Genomic DNA, 17822 nt, shown 5'->3' with positions numbered 1-17822 from the left:
TCTTTCTTTCTTTCTTCTTTTCCCTCATTCATTTGTTCATTACCAACCAATCATTCCCCATTTCCACCTATCTGAATAATTATATAAGTCTTGACCTCCAGACAATTAATCATGGGTGGGAGTAAAGAAGAGGCCAGTATAGATCATCTTGATTTTAAAGACACAAATGAACTGATAGACGATGTATTATACAATAGGAACTGGCTGTTAAAAGAGAACGCGAATACACGCTTCAGCCCTTCTGTTATTGATATGCACGTTGCATCACAGATCAAGAAAAGATATGCTCTTGAGAACCTCTACTCAAAAGAAGTTGCAAAAGCCCATACAAAAGGAAATATCCACATACATGACCTGAGCAATCCTTTCAAACCTTATTGTAATGGTATTGATGCAAGGATCTTCCTGCTTGATGGACTGAAATTCCCGGATTCCAGAAGCAGTCCTGCAAAGCGATTTGATGCAGCCATATATCACGCAATGTCATTCATGCTCCATTCCAAGCATTTTTTTGCAGGAGCGCAGGCCATTGATATGTTCAACTGGTTACTAGCACCACATCTTCACTATTCCGATATTGATGAAGAAGAACTGCTCCAGATAGTACAAGGGTTCATGTTCCAGATGAACCAATCAAATCGTATCGGTGCACAGAGTGCTTTCACGAATATAGGGCTTCGTATCAATTGCCCGTCCTCACTTGCGAACGAACTGGCCGTTTACGGAGGAGAGTTCATTGAAAAGACGTATTCCTGTTTTGAGAAAGAGGCACGTGCGATCTACGGCGCATTCATGGATATTGCAGCAAAGGGTGATGCTGATGGACTGCCATTCACATTCCCACTTATCACAACTGCCATAACAAAGGACATTGACACTGAAGACACGCTGTGGAAAAGAACAATGTATGCAACCTCATCCACAGGAGCCCCTTATTTCCTGAACCTGACAACCGATTATCTTGAAGAGAATACCACACAGGCAATGTGCTGTCGCCTTCTTGCCAGACACTCGGGAGGAGTGTGGACAGCAGGAGGGATGGGAAGCGGTTCCAATAAGATAGTAACTGTCAACCTACCGCGAATTGCGCTGGAAGCGGAAAATAGAGATCGCTTTTTTAAAAGATTGGATGAGATACTGGAGATCACAAGGAAAGCACTGCTCGAAGGGCAGGAGATCGTCAGGAGGTCGCTTTATGAATGGAAGATCCTGCCCTGGCTATTGCAAAGAACTGAAAATGACCTGCCATATTTCGACCATAGTTCACGACACCTGACCTTCGGGACGGTCGGCCTCAATGAGTGCCTTTTGAACCTTACAGGACAGGACATGATAGAGCAACATGACCTCGGAATGGAAATAATCCGCCATATGCTTGGAAAAATAGAAACATATTCAATACAGGACGGAATTGAGTATACTTTCGAGCAAACACCTGCTGAAAGCACTGCACATCGGCTTGCCACCCTTGACAGGTCTGCATATGGTGAAAAAGCACATGTCCAGGGCAGCCACGATGCAGCCTATTACACGAACTCTACCCATGTCCCCTACAGTTCAAAAATATCCCTTGCCGAAAGGATAAAAATAGAATCCCGTTTCCACCCATATTTTACCGGAGGCACTATCAGCCATATTTGGATGGGGGAAAGCTTTCCTGATCCGGAAGGGATGAGCGAACTAATCGAAAAGCTATCAGGAACAGACCTCGCTTACTTTTGTTTCTCACCTGATTTTACAGTATGTGAAAACCGACATGTTTCCCGCGGGATGAATCTCAAGTGCCCTGTTTGCAATGAGCCGGCAGTAGATCATGTATCAAGAGTTACCGGTTATTTTGGTCATGTAGAACAATGGAATCCGGGAAAACAGAAAGAGTACGAAGAAAGGCACAGGTATATTCTTCAGAGTAAAAACACTAAATAACGATGCAGACATCTTTTAGCGCATGGAAGAGATGATAAAAAATACATTTGGGTGGATAAGAGAACAGGAGATCACCACTGCAAAGGGATTATCACGCCTCATCACTGCATACGAACTATGGGGTGTGGAAAATGACTTTCCTACAAAGCTCATCCAGCTTAAAAGTGAAAATAACTGGGACAATTCAATAAGAGAGACTGCGAGAGCTTGTTCCAGCCTTGCATCTTCCAACTTCGATCTTGAGAAGTGCGGGGAATGGTTGCTTTCTAAAAGAGAGAACAACGGTTCATGGGGAAACGATGTTTACGACACAACCTATGCATTGATCGCCCTTGCTGAGATGGAGATCCATGAAACGAAAGGGTGCAAATGGCTTGTCGAGAACTATGGTGAAAAATGGGAACACGTAGGCACTACATCCCTCATTATCACTACTCTTGCAAAGCAGGAAGCTCTGACAAAAGATAAGCATTTCACTGATTTTATAGAAGAACGTGCCAGATGGATATTGTCGGAGAGAGCTGAAGAAGGTGGTTGGAAATTCATCTCTACCAGCAATCTTGTAATACAGGCATTGGTTATTGTCGGTTTGAAAGAAGAACTTAAGCAATCACTCAACTGGCTGATTTCCAGGCAGAACAACAATGGTTCCTGGGGAAAGAATGAAGGAGATATTACTGCAACAGCACTTTCGCTCATCACTTTGGGATATGCACATAGACAGTAGTCCCAACAGACTCCTTACTTTCCACATGCACATTCCCACCATGCATATCAGCGAACTGCCTGACAAGTGTAAGACCAAGACCAGCTCCACCATAACGGCGTGAAGATGAAGTGTCCACCTGATAGAAACAATCGAACAAATGACCGATCTTGTCCTCCGGAATACCAACCCCATTATCCCGAACACATAGTTCCAGCATATCATCGATTATCTGTGTGTGGATCTTCACATAACCATTTTTGGCCGAAAACTTCAATGAGTTATGCAGGAGGTTGTACAGTATCTGCTTGAACTTCGTCCTGTCAGCAGTGATCAGGGAGACCCCATTATTGTTGACCGTTACAGAAACCTTTTTTGTTGCTGCAAAGTCCGACATCGATAATACCACTTCAGTGACAGTAGACGGAACAGAGAACTTCTCATAGGTAAACCCAAGCTTTCCAGCTTCTATTTTAGAAATATCTAAAATATCCTGTATCAGATTGAGCAGATGATTTCCACTGAAAGAAATGTTTTTCAGGTACTTGGTCTGCTTGTCGTTCAAATTACCGAGAATTCCGATAAACCCCTCAAACAGAAGCAATATTTATAACCTATTACAATAATTTTGTATTATGTCCTTAACAAACTTTGCTTTTAAAGAAGAGTACAAACGTCTTGAAAATCTCGGTGACAAGCTCTCTGAAATTGAATCTCTCATCGATTGGAAACCATTTCGTCCAATTATAGCAGAGATGTATATCAATAAAACAGAGTTCGGTGGCAGACCAAACGTTGATGAAATCGTCATGCTCAAAATGTTAGTATTGCAACAATGGCATGGCCTATCTGACCCTGAACTTGAAAGACAAGCTACTGATAGAATTTCCTTTAGGAAATTCTTGGGCTTTCCTGCAAAAATTCCAGATCATACTACTGTTTGGGCATTTAGAGAACGAATTTCCCAGGCAGGAAAAGAAGATGAAATCTGGAATGAAATGCAAAGACAACTTAATAAGAAAGGTCTGAAGATCAAGCAAGGTATGATTCAGGATGCAACATTTATACATGCTGATCCAGGACATGCAAATCTTGATACTCCTCGTGGAAATGAAGCAAAGACCAGAAGATGTAAGGACGGTACATGGACAAAAAAGGCATCTAAGTCACATTTTGGATATAAACTACATACCATTGAAGATACCGAATATGATCTGATAAGGAGATATAGGACAACTACTGCCTCAGTTCATGATAGTCAGGTGGATCTTTCTGAAGAAGGCGAAGTTGTTTACAGAGATAGAGGTTACTTTGGTGCAATTTCAAAAGGATATGATGCAACTATGCAAAGGGGAGTACGAGGGCACCCTATTGGTATTAGGGATAAGATGAGAAACAAAAGAATAAGCAGGAAAAGAGCAAAGGGAGAAAGACCTTATGCTGTTATCAAAAATGTGTTTACGTCAGGATTTGTAAGAGTAACAACGTTGGCAAGAGTAAATGTCAAAATGGCGATTACAGCATTCAGCTATAATCTCTATCAATTGAGGACAATAAGAAGAAAATCATTAGGATGAATAGCGGTAGCTATTCAAAAAAGTTGGAAAGTATATAAATAGATACTAGCAAACTGCTGGAAATAGAGAGAAAAGCTCAAAATTTTAGCTGGAAATATTTGCTTTGAAAAAAATCAGCAGTTAATCGCAATTCTCTACCAAATGTCTCAGTTAAAAGCACATCCGAAAAACCGATGACAGGATTAAGAGGTGTTCTTAGTTCATGGGTCATGTTAGCAAGAAATTCACTTTTTGTACGGTTTGCATGTTCGGCCACTTCCATTGCCTGATGGGTAATAAGCTCTGATCTTTTACGTTCAGTTATGTCAATAACGGTATTCGAGAAATATACCGGTTCGTTGTAATCATCAGTGATCACAAAGCAATTCATAAGCGCCGGGAATTCACTGCTATCTTTTCGGACCCTTATAACTTCAGTCATATCACGACCCTTTGAAGCTTTTTGGAGATCAGCCTCACATACCACATCATCCATCCGAAGTAAAGAAATGTGAGAACCTACAAGCTCATCAACACCAAAGCCGTGCATCTGTGCAAAATTTTCATTCACATAGAGGATCTTACCGCTGACATCTTTAATGGAAATACCATCTCCAGCTCCATTCACGATGGTCTTGAAAAGCCGAACATTCTGATCCATCTCTTTCTTGTCAGTTATATCAAAGATGATACCATCAAGGAACATCACCTTCCCACCCTCAAAGATGCACCTACCTCTTTCGGAGACATGGTGAACATTGCCCTGAGAATCGAGAACACGATATTCGACCGTATAATAAGGGAGGTCATTTGTAAAGGATGCATCAATCGCATTAGCCACTATTTCAACGTCTTCTGGATGGATGAGACTATAATAAGTGCGAACAGAATTCCCCATTAGATCTGATGCAGGATAACCAGTCATCGCAGTTATTTCTTTGCTGATATACTCCATTGTATAATCCGCATCATACTTGCAACGATATGTTACACCTGGAATGTTCGCAACCAATGTCTCAAAACGCTTTTCTTTTTCCTGAAGCTCTTTTTCTGCATTTATTCGTTCCGTGATATCACGGACAACTCCCTGAATGATCTTTTTATCTTCATCGATAACTGAAACGCTTACTTCAACATCAATAATACTACCATCAGCTTTTTTGAAATGTGATTCAAATCTTGAGGAGTTGTTTTCAATAACATCATCAATGTGTTCCTTTACTTCATGATCAAAACCATCGGAATGTAGGAACCGAATATTTTTGGTTTTGAGGAAATCCTTAGAATAACCAAGGGTATCGCATGCCTTATTATTCACATCGAGAATAGTACCATCAAATGTGTGAATGAAGACCGCATCATTTGAGTTCTCGAACAAGGACTTGAAACGGATTTCCCTCTCAAGTAAAATATTCTTTGCATCAACATGTGCACTTATATCCCTTGTTCTGCCCTGAATACAGATTGGAAGCTGTTTTTCATTGAAAACTATCTTACCGGCAATATCAATTGGAAGCAAAGTACCATCTTTGCAGATAAGATTAGTTTCAAAAGAAAGAATTTCGCTTTTTTTACACTTTTCATTATTGATAAGGCTAATAACTCTGCCAAATTCTTCCGGTGTAAAGAACATCGAAAGGTTAGAACCGATCACTTCATCCACTGAATATCCTGTGACATCGAGCACTGAACGATTGACGTAAGTAAAACACAAAGACATGTCCATTTGCCATATGATATCGATCGTATTGTCAGCAAGGAGACGATACTTTCTTTCGCTTTCAAACCGTTTATTATGAGTTAGCAATTGTTCCGTTACATCCTTTATGATCACAATAAAACGTTCTTTACTTTCAAGAACGAATGTAGCTTCAAGATCATGCAATTCATCCCCTGACTTGATCTGATATTGCATGTAGCGCATATCGCCTGCGATCATGGCGTCTTTGATGCATCTCTTGGCTTTTTTGGAAACGTCTGAAGGAAAAATATCAGTTATGTTCTTACCCATGAAATATTCGGGCTCTCCGAGTAATTGGATTCCTTCAGGAGAGTTATAGCTTAATATGACCCCATCTGCGCTTATATGGAACAATATGAGATCCATTGCTACCAAGGATCTGTTCGTGGACATAGTCAACCTTTATATTATCAAAATTCACAACTACAGTCAATAGAAGATCAAAATATAGATCTACATTATGTAATATTATTCATATAATATATTAGAACATCTGATAACAATCCAAAAGACCTACACACACCTTAACATAGATTTAGCATTTAATGATAAATATATCAATTGTTTAAAATAGCATTATTCCGACCACCCAATAAATGAGAATACAAGGTAAACGAATGCTAAGTGAACTTGTTATCAAAACCAGATGTTATAGAAGTAAGCAGAACGAGACAATTTCAAAAGACACATTAACAGAACTTGTCAATATTGCAAGAATTTCAGCTTCAGCTACCAACAGCCAGCCACTGAAATATACCATTTCATCCAATCTGAGAATAAACGCAATTATATTCGAACAACTTGAATGGGCAGGCTATCTTCGCGAATGGGAAGGACCTTCCGAAGGAGAAAGACCAGCATCTTACATCATTATGCTAGATGATACGAGGATAAAAAACGATGCAAGATATGATGCAGGTATTGCTTTGCAGAACATTCGCCTTGCGGCCATGGAGAAAGGTATTGGAAGCTGTGTCATTGGTTCTGTTAACAGGGAAGTGCTGAGAGAAGAACCTTGATATACCTCCCAAACTCGAGATCATGCTAGTACTGGCAATGGGCATCCCGGCAGAAGAGATTGTTCTCGAGGAAACCGGAAAGGAGAAGGATATCAGATACTGGCGTGATGAGAACGGACGGCATCATGTTCCAAAAAGAGGACTGGATGAAATTATAGTAGAATTATATTAAAATAACTGCTGATAAAAAACAATAGAATATATAATAAAAAGACAGTAAGTAAAACAACCGATAGAATATATCCTGCGAGATAGAACTATCGCCCTTTCAAATCACGGATGTGGATAAAGATGGATGAGAAATTTGTCAGATACCATGCAGATACAAATACTTACATTGTCCGTAGGAAAGCATTCTTTGAAAATAGCATCAAGATAGATGGTAACATGATAGTAGGGCCTGGTGCGAACTTCTGGAATGATCTGGAAGTAAGTGGATCACTACAACTTGGAAAAGAATCTTTAGTTAAAGGTGATATCAAAGCAAGTGATGCCCTCATAAGCACACGTTGTGAGATAAATGGAAACATTGATGTCGCAAACGATCTGACAATGCTTGACAACGTAAAAGTTGGAGGATCGGCAATATGTGGAAATGAGATGTCCATCAGACCAGGATGTCAAGTATCTTTCGTTAAAGCAACTACTGCTTTGGAGCTTATAGGAAAGGTCGATGTAAAAGAAATAGAATCCGGAACAAAACTAATCGTTCGTTCCGATATGTGAAAAAAATTTTTAAGTTAGTTACGCCTTTCTTCGGCTAGCATTTTCAAAAGCTGGTTACGTAACTCATTCGCCTCAGAACTTGTCCTTTCGCGAGGTCTTGGGAGATCAACATTTATGACTTTCTTGACCCTGCCGGGTCTTGCACTCATTACAACGATCTTGTCTGCAAGGAAGACCGCTTCATCCACACTGTGAGTTACAAAAACAATGGTTATCTGATACTTATCCCAAACCTGAAGCAACTCTTTTTGTAATGTATTCCTGGTCTGTGCATCCAAGGCCCCGAACGGTTCGTCCATTAGAAGGACCTTGGGTTCGTTCGCAAGAGCTCGAGCAATGGCCACCCTCTGTCGCATTCCGCCGGAAAGTTCATATGGATAACTGTTCCGAAATTGTTCAAGCCCTACGAGATTTAAGTATTTTTCAGCTACTTCAAGTGTTTTGTTCTTGGAGATACCATTCATTTGAGGCCCAAAGGTAATGTTCTGGATGACAGTCCTCCAGGGGAAAAGAGAATACTCCTGAAATACCATCCCTCTTGTCGAATCCGGAATGGTTATGTCCTCACCATCGAGAGTTATCTGTCCCTTATCCAGTCTTTCAAGTCCTGCGATGGTCCTGAGAAGTGTTGTCTTTCCACAGCCGGAAGGACCTATGAAGCAGACAAATTCCTTGTCCTTGATTTCAAGGTCAACATTATCAAGTGCAAGGGTGGACTCACCTTTCTCTTTCTCAAACGCCACCGAGATACCGGAGACTTTTACCTCACCCATTATACCACAACTCCTGCACGCCATTTAAGAAGATGTCCATTGACATACCACCTGAACAGTCTATCAATGAAAAGACCCAGGAAGCCAAGTATAAGCATATAAACAAGAACGAAATCCATCTGGTGCAGATAGTAGTGCCACCAGATCTTATAACCAAGACCGGTCGTACTAACACCGAACATCTCCGCTGCAACCAGACACATCCAACCAACACCCATGGAAATGCGGATACCCGAAGCAATTGAAGGCATTGCAGAAGGTAATGCAACGTGGCGTATAAGGGATCCACTGCTCATGCAACCCAGTACTTTGGCAGCTTCCACATAGAACTTCGGAACACTTTTGAAGCCATCGAATGTGTTTATGATAACAGGGAAGACCGCACCAATAAAGACCACGAACCCTGCGGAAGTGTGGGTCAGACCGAACCAGACTATGGCAAATGGGATCCATGCGAGCGGTGGGATAGGACGAATTATCTCAATGAGAGGATCCAGTGCATGGTTCACATTTTTGAACCAGCCCATGACAACTCCAATGGGTATTCCGACCAACAATGCAAAAAGGATACCAATTCCAAAATGAAGCAGACTTGTTGCAAGATCGGTAAAGAGGATACCCCCTTCAATTATCTTGATAAAAGCGAACAGAACATCAGTAAAGCTTGGCAGGATAAACTTGTTGTTTACCACGAGATCTGCTACTAGTTGCCATAGAACAATGGCCATTGTAACTGATAACAGTTCAATTCCTCTTTCACGTGGTCCTTTTGTGCCGTCTTTACTCATGTTACCTCCCGGATTATTGAGGGATATCCCTCAGGTTCGGAGGTTATATGTTCTGTTCATTAATGTATGTTGCTGTTCACTCTTCAGAGACCTTCTCGTAGAAGCTCACGTCAAAGATATCCTCTTCTGTAAGCTGGCTGCTGATATAACCAAGCTCATACTGGAAGTTTGCGTATTCTACTGTGGACTCCACAAGCGGACGTGGGTCAGCTGACCAGACACCATCCCAGTTTTCAAGGGACTGAAGGACAGTTGCATTGTCAACACCCTGCTTGTTAGCAAATGTGTTCGCTGCATCATCGATGTTGAGATTATCATACTCTATAGCCTTGATGTGGGTCTTTACGATCTGTTCGACCAGTTCAGGGTTGTTCCTGATAAGATCCCCACTGACCACAAGCACACAACATGCATGGTCTGCAAGTATTTCCCCGGATGCAACAACTGAACGACCGGAACCTTCAACTTCAATGAACGTTGGTGCTGGGTGTGGCAGGAATACACCGTCTACTTTACCTGCTGCAAGAGCAGCAGTTGCGTCTCCAGGACCCATTGCGACAACTTCGACATCTGTACCAGGTTCAAGACCATTATCTACCAACCATTCCTTGAAGATGGTATCCTGTATGGTTCCCGGTGGGAAGGTTGCTATCTTTAGACCTTCAAGGTCTGCAGGACCATCATATTTGAACTCATTTCTGAGCACAAGATTAGAACCCTGTGTGTTCACTGCTGCGACGATCTTTGCATCAAGTCCGGTACTGAGTGCGGAAATAACAGGTGCTGCGCCAACGTATGCAACATCAATGTTTCCTGCGATCATTGAATGCATCTCAGGAGTACCTGTTGGGAACTCAAATTCGTTTATGCTCATGATACCAAATGGTGCAAGGTCCTCAGCCCACCAGCCGTTCTCAAAGGCTGTCATATATGAAATCTGGTGTGTGCTTGGCTGATAGCCGATGTTTATTTCGGTCAAAGTTCCATCATCGGGTGCAAAAGTACATCCTGACAGGAAAACTGCTGCAACCAGCATGATAGATATGAATGTAATTGCTGTGATTTTTTTCAGATTTATCCCTCCATAAATAGATATGTTACTTATGATATTTCATCGGAATACTCTATTTATAGCTTGTTGTATCAAACACCATTATTTCCTAGAAGTATTAATACAAAGATTAATATATCCTAAAAGAGTAAATACACTCAATTGGAGGAGTTAATATAAGCGTTGCAGATAAAGTGATAGATGCGGCTTTTGAGTCGGATGAAGCATTCCAGCACACATTGTTGAAAGTTATTAAGGAAGACCTTGAACTTACAGCCATTGAGTTCTCGGAGTATGCAAACATTCCACCAAGCACACTTTATAAGCTCATGTCAGGAAATAGGGGGCCGAACATGAGAACACTCCGTCAGATAGTTAAAACCATCCGAACCATAGAGGGTTCTGACAAAGGAGATTTCATTGCGGTTATCGCTGCACGTCCTGTGTTGGATAATATCAATGAGACAAAGAGGAAGATCGGAGGAACGCTTTGCACTATCAGAGAATATTCCGCTACTACAATGGAAGAGGCCATCATCGCTGCTGTGCGTGCTGAAAGAGAAGGAGCGAAAGCACTTGTTTGTGCACCGATAGTCAGCCCTACCGTCGAAAAGATCATTCGCATCCCGGTTGCGACAATAATGCCAAAGAACAGTGTTATCGAAGCTATTGAGGCCGTAGCACGTAAGATAAAATAAAGACCATTAAACTTCTACTTTTTTTAACGTATCGAAACCATATGATCAGCTTTGCTCATCGATAAGTGAGAACAGGTAAGCTAATAAATAAAAAAAAGAGGTTACCGACACTTTGCCGGCAACGTTCGATATGTGTCCTTACTTGCCCCTTGAAAGCAAGCTGGATAACTTCTCAGAAAGTGTTGCTGCTGCTTCACCTGCTTTTGCACCAGCTGTCGATACGGTCCAGCCACCTGCAGTAAACAGATAGACTGCTCCACCAAGAACTGCAATTGCTACACCACCAAGCAAGTAGGTAACTGCGCCTGCACCATTGACCACTTCAACTGTTGCGGTCATACTATCTACTTTCACAAGATAAGTACCCGGTTCACCGGCAGTGTACTCGAATTCGACCTGAGTGGATTCACCAACACCAAGCGAGATCTCCTGTGTAGCGGTAGTGTTGTCATTAACGACAAGCTCTACCGTGTAAGAACCTGCTGCTTTACCGTTGTTGACAGCATCCAATATGACATTCACGTCCTTTCCGGACTTGACCTCAAGTGGAGTGACCACAAGGTTACTGAACTCGAACTTTGCTTCAAGCTCCTTGACCTCAATGTTGTCTTCTGCTTCAAGGAAACCTTCCTTCTCGGCAGTTATCTTGTGCATACCGATATCTTTCAGTACATAGGTCACGACGCCGTCACTGTCAGTTTCACCAATGGATTTTCCATCAATGGTCACATCCACATCTTCAAGGGCATCTCCTCCAATGGATTTGACAACTGTGAAAGTTACCAGATTGCCTTCATAGATCACTTCAGGTGAAATTTCAATACTCATCTTCCTCGACTCGTCATCCGGAGAAATGACTTCAAGAGATGCTTCACCAGTAACGTAATCGTCCTTTTCAGCAGTTATAGTATAGGTCCCATCTGCATGGAACGTGTAGTCAACCTCTCCTTCATTGTCAGTTGTACCTAGTACGATACTTCCTGCCTTCACTGTCACACCATTGATAAGAGAACCACGTGATGTCACAGTAACTGTTATCTTATCGCCTTCACTAACAACCTCAGGATCAACATCTACATCAAGTGAATCAGCAGGTGCTGTGCTTATCTCAACGAATGGATAGTAGCGCACATTAGAACTGGAATCAGCTACCTTGAACTTGATATCACCCATGATCTCTACCTCATCCCCTTTTGAGAGTGAGATGGAATCCTTGTTCTTCATTTCGATCTTTATGGAACTAATGGTTTTTATTTCCATTTTACCATAGTCATCACCAGTGTTCAGTTCCTCATATTTATCAGATATCTGGAAGATACCTTCAACAAAAACAGCATTAGTCTCAGTTCCGCTGAATATTTCTTTGAAATTTACTGAAATAATAGGTACATCATCAACTTCCCCAAGGTCTTTCTTATAGGTATAGGTCTTACCTGAGGATAGTACCTGCTCATCCACTTCATCCCCATCCTTGCTAAGCTCAACGAATACTTTGTCACCATCCTTGTTCACTTCAACAACATCAAGTGAGTATCCTTCTTCAAGAATGAGTGATGAACCGCCAAATATTGATTTCTTGTCATCGTCATCGATCAGCACTTTTGAAAGCTGACCCTGGGACATAAGGCTCAGAGCAGAAACCTCACCATCATTAAATGGATCGTTGGGGAAGCCAACAAAGTATTTCTCTGCCATGAAACCTATAACAGTATAATTATCCCATCCGGAATACTCAAAGCTTACACTTGAAGGACTGGTAGTGTAAACAAGATCATTATCATTAATTGTTCTGCCTGTATAGGTCAGATTCAGTGATTCCGTGCCAATGCCTTCGTCAATATTATAATAGAACCCTTCAAAGTTAAGAGGAGTCCATTTCAGACCTTTGTCTTCAGCAATAGTACCCCTGAGTTCATATGTTCCCGGTTCGGACATGTCAACGAACGGTGCAAATCTGAGATCATTGTGATCTGCAACTACGAATTTGAGCTTGCCCATAATATCAGCAATATCTCCCTTGTCGAGACTGATAGTGTCTTCGTTCTCCATCCTGATCATAGTAGAACTTATGGATTTGACTTTCATTGCCCCGTATTCATCACCTGTGTTAATGTCCTCGTATTTATCAGAGATCTGGAATATTCCTTCAATGAAAACAGCATTTGTCTCAGTTCCACTAAATATCTCATCGAAGTTCACTGCTATAATAGGCACATCATCAACGTCACCGAGATCCTTTTCATAGACATAGGTATCACCGGAAGAAACTACGATTTCATCCACTTCATCCCCGTCCTTGGAGAGTGAAACAAATATCTTGTCACCGTTCTTATCGACTTCCACAACATTAAGTACATAGCCTTCTTCAAGCACAAGACCTGAACCACTATAGACACGCTCCTTATCATCGCTATCGATGAGCACCTTTGTCAGGTGACCTTTGGACATCAGGCTTATAACTTTATCTGAAACATCTGAAGAAGTATTGGCAGTATATCCTGCGAAGTACTTCTCTGCCATGAAACCAATAACCTCGTAAGATCCCCATGCTCCATACTCAAAGTCAGTTTCGATAGGTGTGGTCTCATATTCAAGGTCGCCCTTGCCGATGTTCCTGTCAATGTCATCCATTGTCATTTTTTCGGAACCAAGACCTGATTCAAGGTCATAGAAAAAGCCGGAATAACTCAATGCATCCCAAATGTACTTGGTGGACTGACCAGCATTTTCATCCCAGATACGGTCACCTGAGAAATATGTTGCAGTATTGACAGTTACCGAGGAAGTCGTAGTGTTTATTGGATTTGAACTATCTGATGCCTTGAAATAATAATTGTGGTCCCCTACCGCCAGTGATGTTGTTGTATATGTGTACTTGATACCATCCGTAGCATCAACATCACTTGGATCAAGTTTGCTCATCCCATAATTAGTTCCTGTGATATTTACCTGCATGTAACTTGGATCAGTTGCAACATTGTCAGTATATGTCACATTGAACATGAAAGTAGAACCAACAGTTGAATCAGGATTAGAGGTTACTGATCCAGAAGTTAATGTTGGTATATCGGAAACAACTGAAAATGTAGTCAGAGTCGTATCACTTGCGGAAACATTTCCATCTGAAGCTTTGAATTGGTAATTATGAGTTGCAACAGGGAAGCCTCCTTTAGTATAAGAATAAAGCTTACCATCTGTAACATTAGTATCACTTGCATCAACCTGATTCATTGCATAGCTCGTACCATTGATAAAGACATTAATAGGAGAAGGAAATTCGTTGTCACCATCTGTATATGTGACATTGAAAGTAAAAATGGTTGCAACAGTTCCACTTGTTGGTGAAACTGAATCTACTGTCAATGTGGGATTATTGTTAACAACAAATGTTCCTGCACTTGAAGGACCGACTGCAACAGTCCCATCAGACGCAAAGAACTGGTAACTATGAGTAGCCGTGCTGAAGCCTGAATTACTGTAAGAGTAAGTTTTCCCATCGGTTGTTGTTATATCACCAGCATCTGTAGCTGTCATAGTATAGTTCGCGCCATCAATAGAGACATTGGCAAAACTTGCAGGATCATTATCAGCATCTGTAAAGGTTGCAGTGAAAACGAAAGTGTCAGTACCACTTCCACTACTAGGATTTACAGAACCTGCTATAGTAGGAGCTGAATTTAAAACCGAGAAAGTTCCTGCACCTGATGGACCTACAGGAGTTGTTCCATCAGAAGCTGAAAAATTAAAATTGTGTGTTGCAACACTGAAACCAGATGCAGTATGAGTATAACCTTTCCCATCAGTGGAATTTATATCTGCAAGGTTTGTTTCAGTCATATTGTAGAGCACACCATCGATGTTTACATCAACAGCAGTTGCTGTATCGTTATCCGCATCTGTAAAAGTTACAGTAAAAACGAAAGGCGTGCTGACATCACCACTTCCCGGAGCTACAATCCCGGCGGATAATACAGGAGCAGCAGCCATCGCCACCCCACAACTCATTCCAAGAATGAGCAAGCTTATTAGTATAAATTTAAAATGTTTATTCATTGTTAATTTCTCCGAATATAATATGATTATAAGTTATCAAATCTCCCCATATGTACATAACCTTTTCGATTTATCGAAACATTGATTCCATCAGTCTTCTTTATAGATATTAAAGTGTCTTCAGTAACTTCACCTACAACATTTAAATAGCAAACGGATTTGACCTTGTCCATCGTTGAGGGGGAAACAGTGAAGAGAAGCTCAAAATCTCCACCTGTGTAGAGCCCAAGTTCAAGGGCATCATCATAACCGACCAGAGAGATTACCTCATTATCAATAGGTAGAGCCTCTGCAAATATTATGAAACCGACGCCATTGGTCTCTGCCAGATCATATAATGACATAGCCAGACCATCACTGGTATCCATCATGGAAGTCACACAACCGGTGCTGGCGAGGAGTTGACCTTCTTTTGTACGTGGAACAGGTTGCAGTAAAGTATTCAGCAGATCATCACTTATATCAAAGCCATTCTGCAAAGCCAATAATGCAGCACCAGCTGAACCGACATTTCCGGTAACACAGACAAGATCCCCCGGTATGGCCCCTCTTCTTCTCAGAAGATGTTCCTTTTTCACCCTGCCAAGAGCAGTACCTGTGATGGTAAGTTCATCATGAAGGTCGATATCGCCTCCTATCACAGAAGTATCACAAAAACTTGCACATGCATCCATACCGCGTGCAATGTCCTCGGCGAATCCAAGTTCCATATCATCCGTGATACCAAGGGCGGAAAGAAAACCCACCGGAGTTGCACCCATGGAAGCCACATCACTTAAGTTCACGGCAGCGGCCATCCAGCCTATCTGCCATGCACTCATGACCTCGGGAAAATCGGTCTTACGATGCAACATATCGGTCGTTATCACCAGACAATCCTCATCAGAGATATCGATAACAGCGCAATCATCTGAACCTGCACCCTCCATGATGGCAGGGCTTTTCCTCGTAGAAAAAACAGAACATAGATGACCTATGAGCTCACGTTCGTTTATCCCTGATATCAGGTCTGACCTTTCCATAAACTTATCCTATATTCTTAATATTTAGTAGTAATGTCTAAAAAGAGGATCATCTCCAGACCCTTCTCTTAACTAAAATAAGCATTACTCCTACAATACTTACAAATATCACGATTGGGATAGCAACTCCGATGAACACGATGATACCATTAACACTGCCTATGAAACCACGTACTGAATCGGACAAGGCATCGCGCAATCCCCATGAATGTGTAATATTACGAGGTTCGCTTACATCTACATTGATAGTTGCAAGATCGATCCTGTCATTAAGATAATTGAGCCGTCCAGTAAGGCTTTCGATCTCACCACGCACACGTACGAGCTCTTTTTCAACATCGAGTATTTCTTCCACAGTTGTTGACATCTCAAGTATCTCACCAAGACGCTTTTCCTGCTTTTCCAGATTAGAAAGACGTGCATTAACATCGATATACTCCTCAGTTACATCAGAAGCACTTGTGCTCTCAGAAGTCACTTTACCAAGGTCACCTATACTATCAAGCACTTTTTCAAGTTCAGATGAAGGAACGCGTATAGTGATAGAACCATACATGCCATCATCATCCCCGTATCTTGTATAAGCAGAAGATGAAGAAACATATCCATTGAACTCATCAGCAATGTCACTTATTCCATCCAGCGTTTCAGTAGTGTCCTTTACTTCAATTGAAACAGAAGATGTAGTTATCACTTTACGTGTAATACTACTTTGAGATGCACCGTCATCAGCCACATTATATGATGAGACACCGTCATAAGCAGGTACTTCTTCAATATCATTCAACATACCACTTTTAAAAGAAACAGATTGTGGACTGGAACTCTCATAGCCCGTGCAACCTGCTGCTATGACCGAAAGAGATAGTAGAATAAAAAAGAATAGATGTGTTCGTTTCATGGATACATTCCCCCTGACTTCATAAACAAAGAGATATCCCGAACGTATAAAGTTTTTACTTAAACTTCAGTTTGATTTGAAGTTAACCTTCTCATTACCCTTCTCTTTTGTACGTATCCACACATTATCGACAAATTCATGGGCGCGCCCTGCAAGTTCCAGCATCTCATCGCGTGAAAAAGGTACAATATCCCTCATATTTTCATCCATTGCATTTGCAGGAATACCCTGCTGTATCACATAGGAAGCACCTGATATAGACAGATATGGAGCTATCGAACTTGCGATCTTTGCAATATCTTCAGGCTCGCCTATGAAACCGCGTATCGCTGTGGTACGAAGTTCATATTCCATACCTTTGTCAGTAACTATGGAGATGGCCCTCCTGATATTTTCCAAAACATCAGGTGGATCGGGAACAACAGAATATTCACCATATCCGATAGCCTTACCGCACATTTCCGGATCGTCAAGGGGGGCTTTTACGTCAATGAAGAACTTGTCTACAAGACCTGAATCGATCAATTCTTCCACGAGATCAGGATAATAGCCATTCGTATGGATACCCACAAGCAGATCCTTTTTCTTTGCATAGGAAGCAAGATGTATAAGAGCATTCTTTTGAGCCAGAGGTTCCCCTCCGGAAAAGACGACACTGCTAACAAAGAGTGAAGATGAATCTATCTTTTTCTCAAGCTCTTTCACATCGACCATATCGGGAACTGTCAATATCTCATAGTTATGACAATAAGGACACCTGAAAGGGCAGCCACGTAAAAAAAGAACGACTGACGCTTTTCCATGCCAGTCAATGGTTGAAATGGGGATGACATCCCCATAATTTACATCCATTTAATATCAA

16 protein-coding genes are annotated in these 17822 nt (G+C 41.5%); 7 read left to right on the top strand and 9 right to left on the bottom strand.

The window, feature by feature from the left end; genetic code table 11:
* The first annotated feature begins 111 nt into the window (after positions 1-111).
* On the top strand, positions 112-1926 hold the full coding sequence (nrdD, locus tag MBUR_RS11065; protein WP_011500148.1) for an anaerobic ribonucleoside-triphosphate reductase: 1815 nt from the start codon (positions 112-114) through the stop codon (positions 1924-1926).
* Between the two features lie 22 nt (positions 1927-1948).
* Positions 1949-2653, top strand: a complete 705-nt coding sequence (locus MBUR_RS11060; protein WP_011500147.1) for a prenyltransferase/squalene oxidase repeat-containing protein — start codon at positions 1949-1951, stop codon at positions 2651-2653.
* Here the strand turns inward: MBUR_RS11060 and MBUR_RS11055 are convergent.
* Complete coding sequence (locus tag MBUR_RS11055) at positions 2625-3236, bottom strand: sensor histidine kinase (RefSeq protein WP_052286240.1); 612 nt, start codon at positions 3234-3236, stop codon at positions 2625-2627. The genes MBUR_RS11060 and MBUR_RS11055 overlap by 29 nt on opposite strands.
* A 31-nt stretch (positions 3237-3267) precedes the next feature.
* Between MBUR_RS11055 and MBUR_RS11050 the strand changes: the two genes are divergently transcribed.
* Positions 3268-4209 carry an IS5-like element ISMbu1 family transposase gene (locus MBUR_RS11050; RefSeq protein WP_011498312.1) on the top strand — a complete coding sequence of 314 codons (942 nt, stop codon included), beginning with the start codon at positions 3268-3270 and terminating at the stop codon, positions 4207-4209.
* Between the two features lie 76 nt (positions 4210-4285).
* Here the strand turns inward: MBUR_RS11050 and MBUR_RS11045 are convergent, their stop codons facing one another.
* The gene (locus MBUR_RS11045; RefSeq protein ID WP_048063392.1) at positions 4286-6322 is read right to left on the bottom strand and encodes a PAS domain S-box protein; all 2037 of its coding nucleotides are present in this window, start codon (positions 6320-6322) and stop codon (positions 4286-4288) included.
* 203 nt (positions 6323-6525) lie between these two features.
* On the opposite strand from MBUR_RS11045, the gene MBUR_RS11040 reads away from it, so the two are divergent.
* The 3 genes from MBUR_RS11040 (at position 6526) to MBUR_RS11035 (ending at position 7674) form a co-directional block, all read left to right on the top strand.
* On the top strand, positions 6526-6948 hold the full coding sequence (locus tag MBUR_RS11040; protein ID WP_198003746.1) for a nitroreductase family protein: 423 nt from the start codon (positions 6526-6528) through the stop codon (positions 6946-6948).
* Positions 6949-6970: 22 nt separating this feature from the next.
* Positions 6971-7120 carry a hypothetical protein gene (locus MBUR_RS14200; RefSeq protein WP_198003745.1) on the top strand — a complete coding sequence of 50 codons (150 nt, stop codon included), beginning with the start codon at positions 6971-6973 and terminating at the stop codon, positions 7118-7120.
* A gap of 119 nt (positions 7121-7239) precedes the next feature.
* Entirely contained in the window at positions 7240-7674 is a 435-nt protein-coding gene (locus tag MBUR_RS11035; RefSeq protein WP_157196720.1) for a polymer-forming cytoskeletal protein, read from the top strand.
* 14 nt (positions 7675-7688) lie between these two features.
* Here the strand turns inward: MBUR_RS11035 and MBUR_RS11030 are convergent, their stop codons facing one another.
* From MBUR_RS11030 to MBUR_RS11020, 3 genes are all read right to left on the bottom strand, one after another.
* Entirely contained in the window at positions 7689-8447 is a 759-nt protein-coding gene (locus MBUR_RS11030) for an ABC transporter ATP-binding protein (RefSeq protein WP_011500145.1), read from the bottom strand.
* Positions 8447-9235: an ABC transporter permease gene (locus MBUR_RS11025; protein WP_011500144.1), complete on the bottom strand. Its 789-nt coding sequence runs from the start codon at positions 9233-9235 to the stop codon at positions 8447-8449. The genes MBUR_RS11030 and MBUR_RS11025 overlap by 1 nt, the downstream gene beginning before the upstream one ends.
* Before the next feature lie 76 nt (positions 9236-9311).
* Positions 9312-10271 carry an ABC transporter substrate-binding protein gene (locus MBUR_RS11020; protein ID WP_011500143.1) on the bottom strand — a complete coding sequence of 320 codons (960 nt, stop codon included), beginning with the start codon at positions 10269-10271 and terminating at the stop codon, positions 9312-9314.
* Between the two features lie 191 nt (positions 10272-10462).
* Between MBUR_RS11020 and MBUR_RS11015 the strand changes: the two genes are divergently transcribed.
* Positions 10463-10984: a helix-turn-helix domain-containing protein gene (locus tag MBUR_RS11015; protein WP_048063391.1), complete on the top strand. Its 522-nt coding sequence runs from the start codon at positions 10463-10465 to the stop codon at positions 10982-10984.
* A 138-nt stretch (positions 10985-11122) separates the two neighbouring features.
* Here the strand turns inward: MBUR_RS11015 and MBUR_RS11010 are convergent, their stop codons facing one another.
* The 4 genes from MBUR_RS11010 to MBUR_RS10995 form a co-directional block, all read right to left on the bottom strand.
* On the bottom strand, positions 11123-15037 hold the full coding sequence (locus MBUR_RS11010) for an S-layer protein domain-containing protein (RefSeq protein WP_011500141.1): 3915 nt from the start codon (positions 15035-15037) through the stop codon (positions 11123-11125).
* Between the two features lie 26 nt (positions 15038-15063).
* Positions 15064-16059 (bottom strand): thiamine-phosphate kinase, encoded by a 996-nt coding sequence (gene thiL / locus MBUR_RS11005; protein ID WP_011500140.1) that lies wholly within the window; start codon positions 16057-16059, stop codon positions 15064-15066.
* Positions 16060-16108: 49 nt separating this feature from the next.
* The gene (locus MBUR_RS11000) at positions 16109-16960 is read right to left on the bottom strand and encodes a DUF4349 domain-containing protein (protein WP_011500139.1); all 852 of its coding nucleotides are present in this window, start codon (positions 16958-16960) and stop codon (positions 16109-16111) included.
* 66 nt (positions 16961-17026) lie between these two features.
* On the bottom strand, positions 17027-17812 hold the full coding sequence (locus MBUR_RS10995) for an anaerobic ribonucleoside-triphosphate reductase activating protein (protein ID WP_011500138.1): 786 nt from the start codon (positions 17810-17812) through the stop codon (positions 17027-17029).
* Between the last annotated feature and the right edge of the window lie 10 nt (positions 17813-17822).

It is taken from the genome of Methanococcoides burtonii DSM 6242, from assembly GCF_000013725.1.
In the GTDB taxonomy this organism is placed as follows: domain Archaea; phylum Halobacteriota; class Methanosarcinia; order Methanosarcinales; family Methanosarcinaceae; genus Methanococcoides; species Methanococcoides burtonii.
Note: the sequence above shows the minus strand (reverse complement) of the source record. Positions and strands in the feature narration are given on the sequence as shown.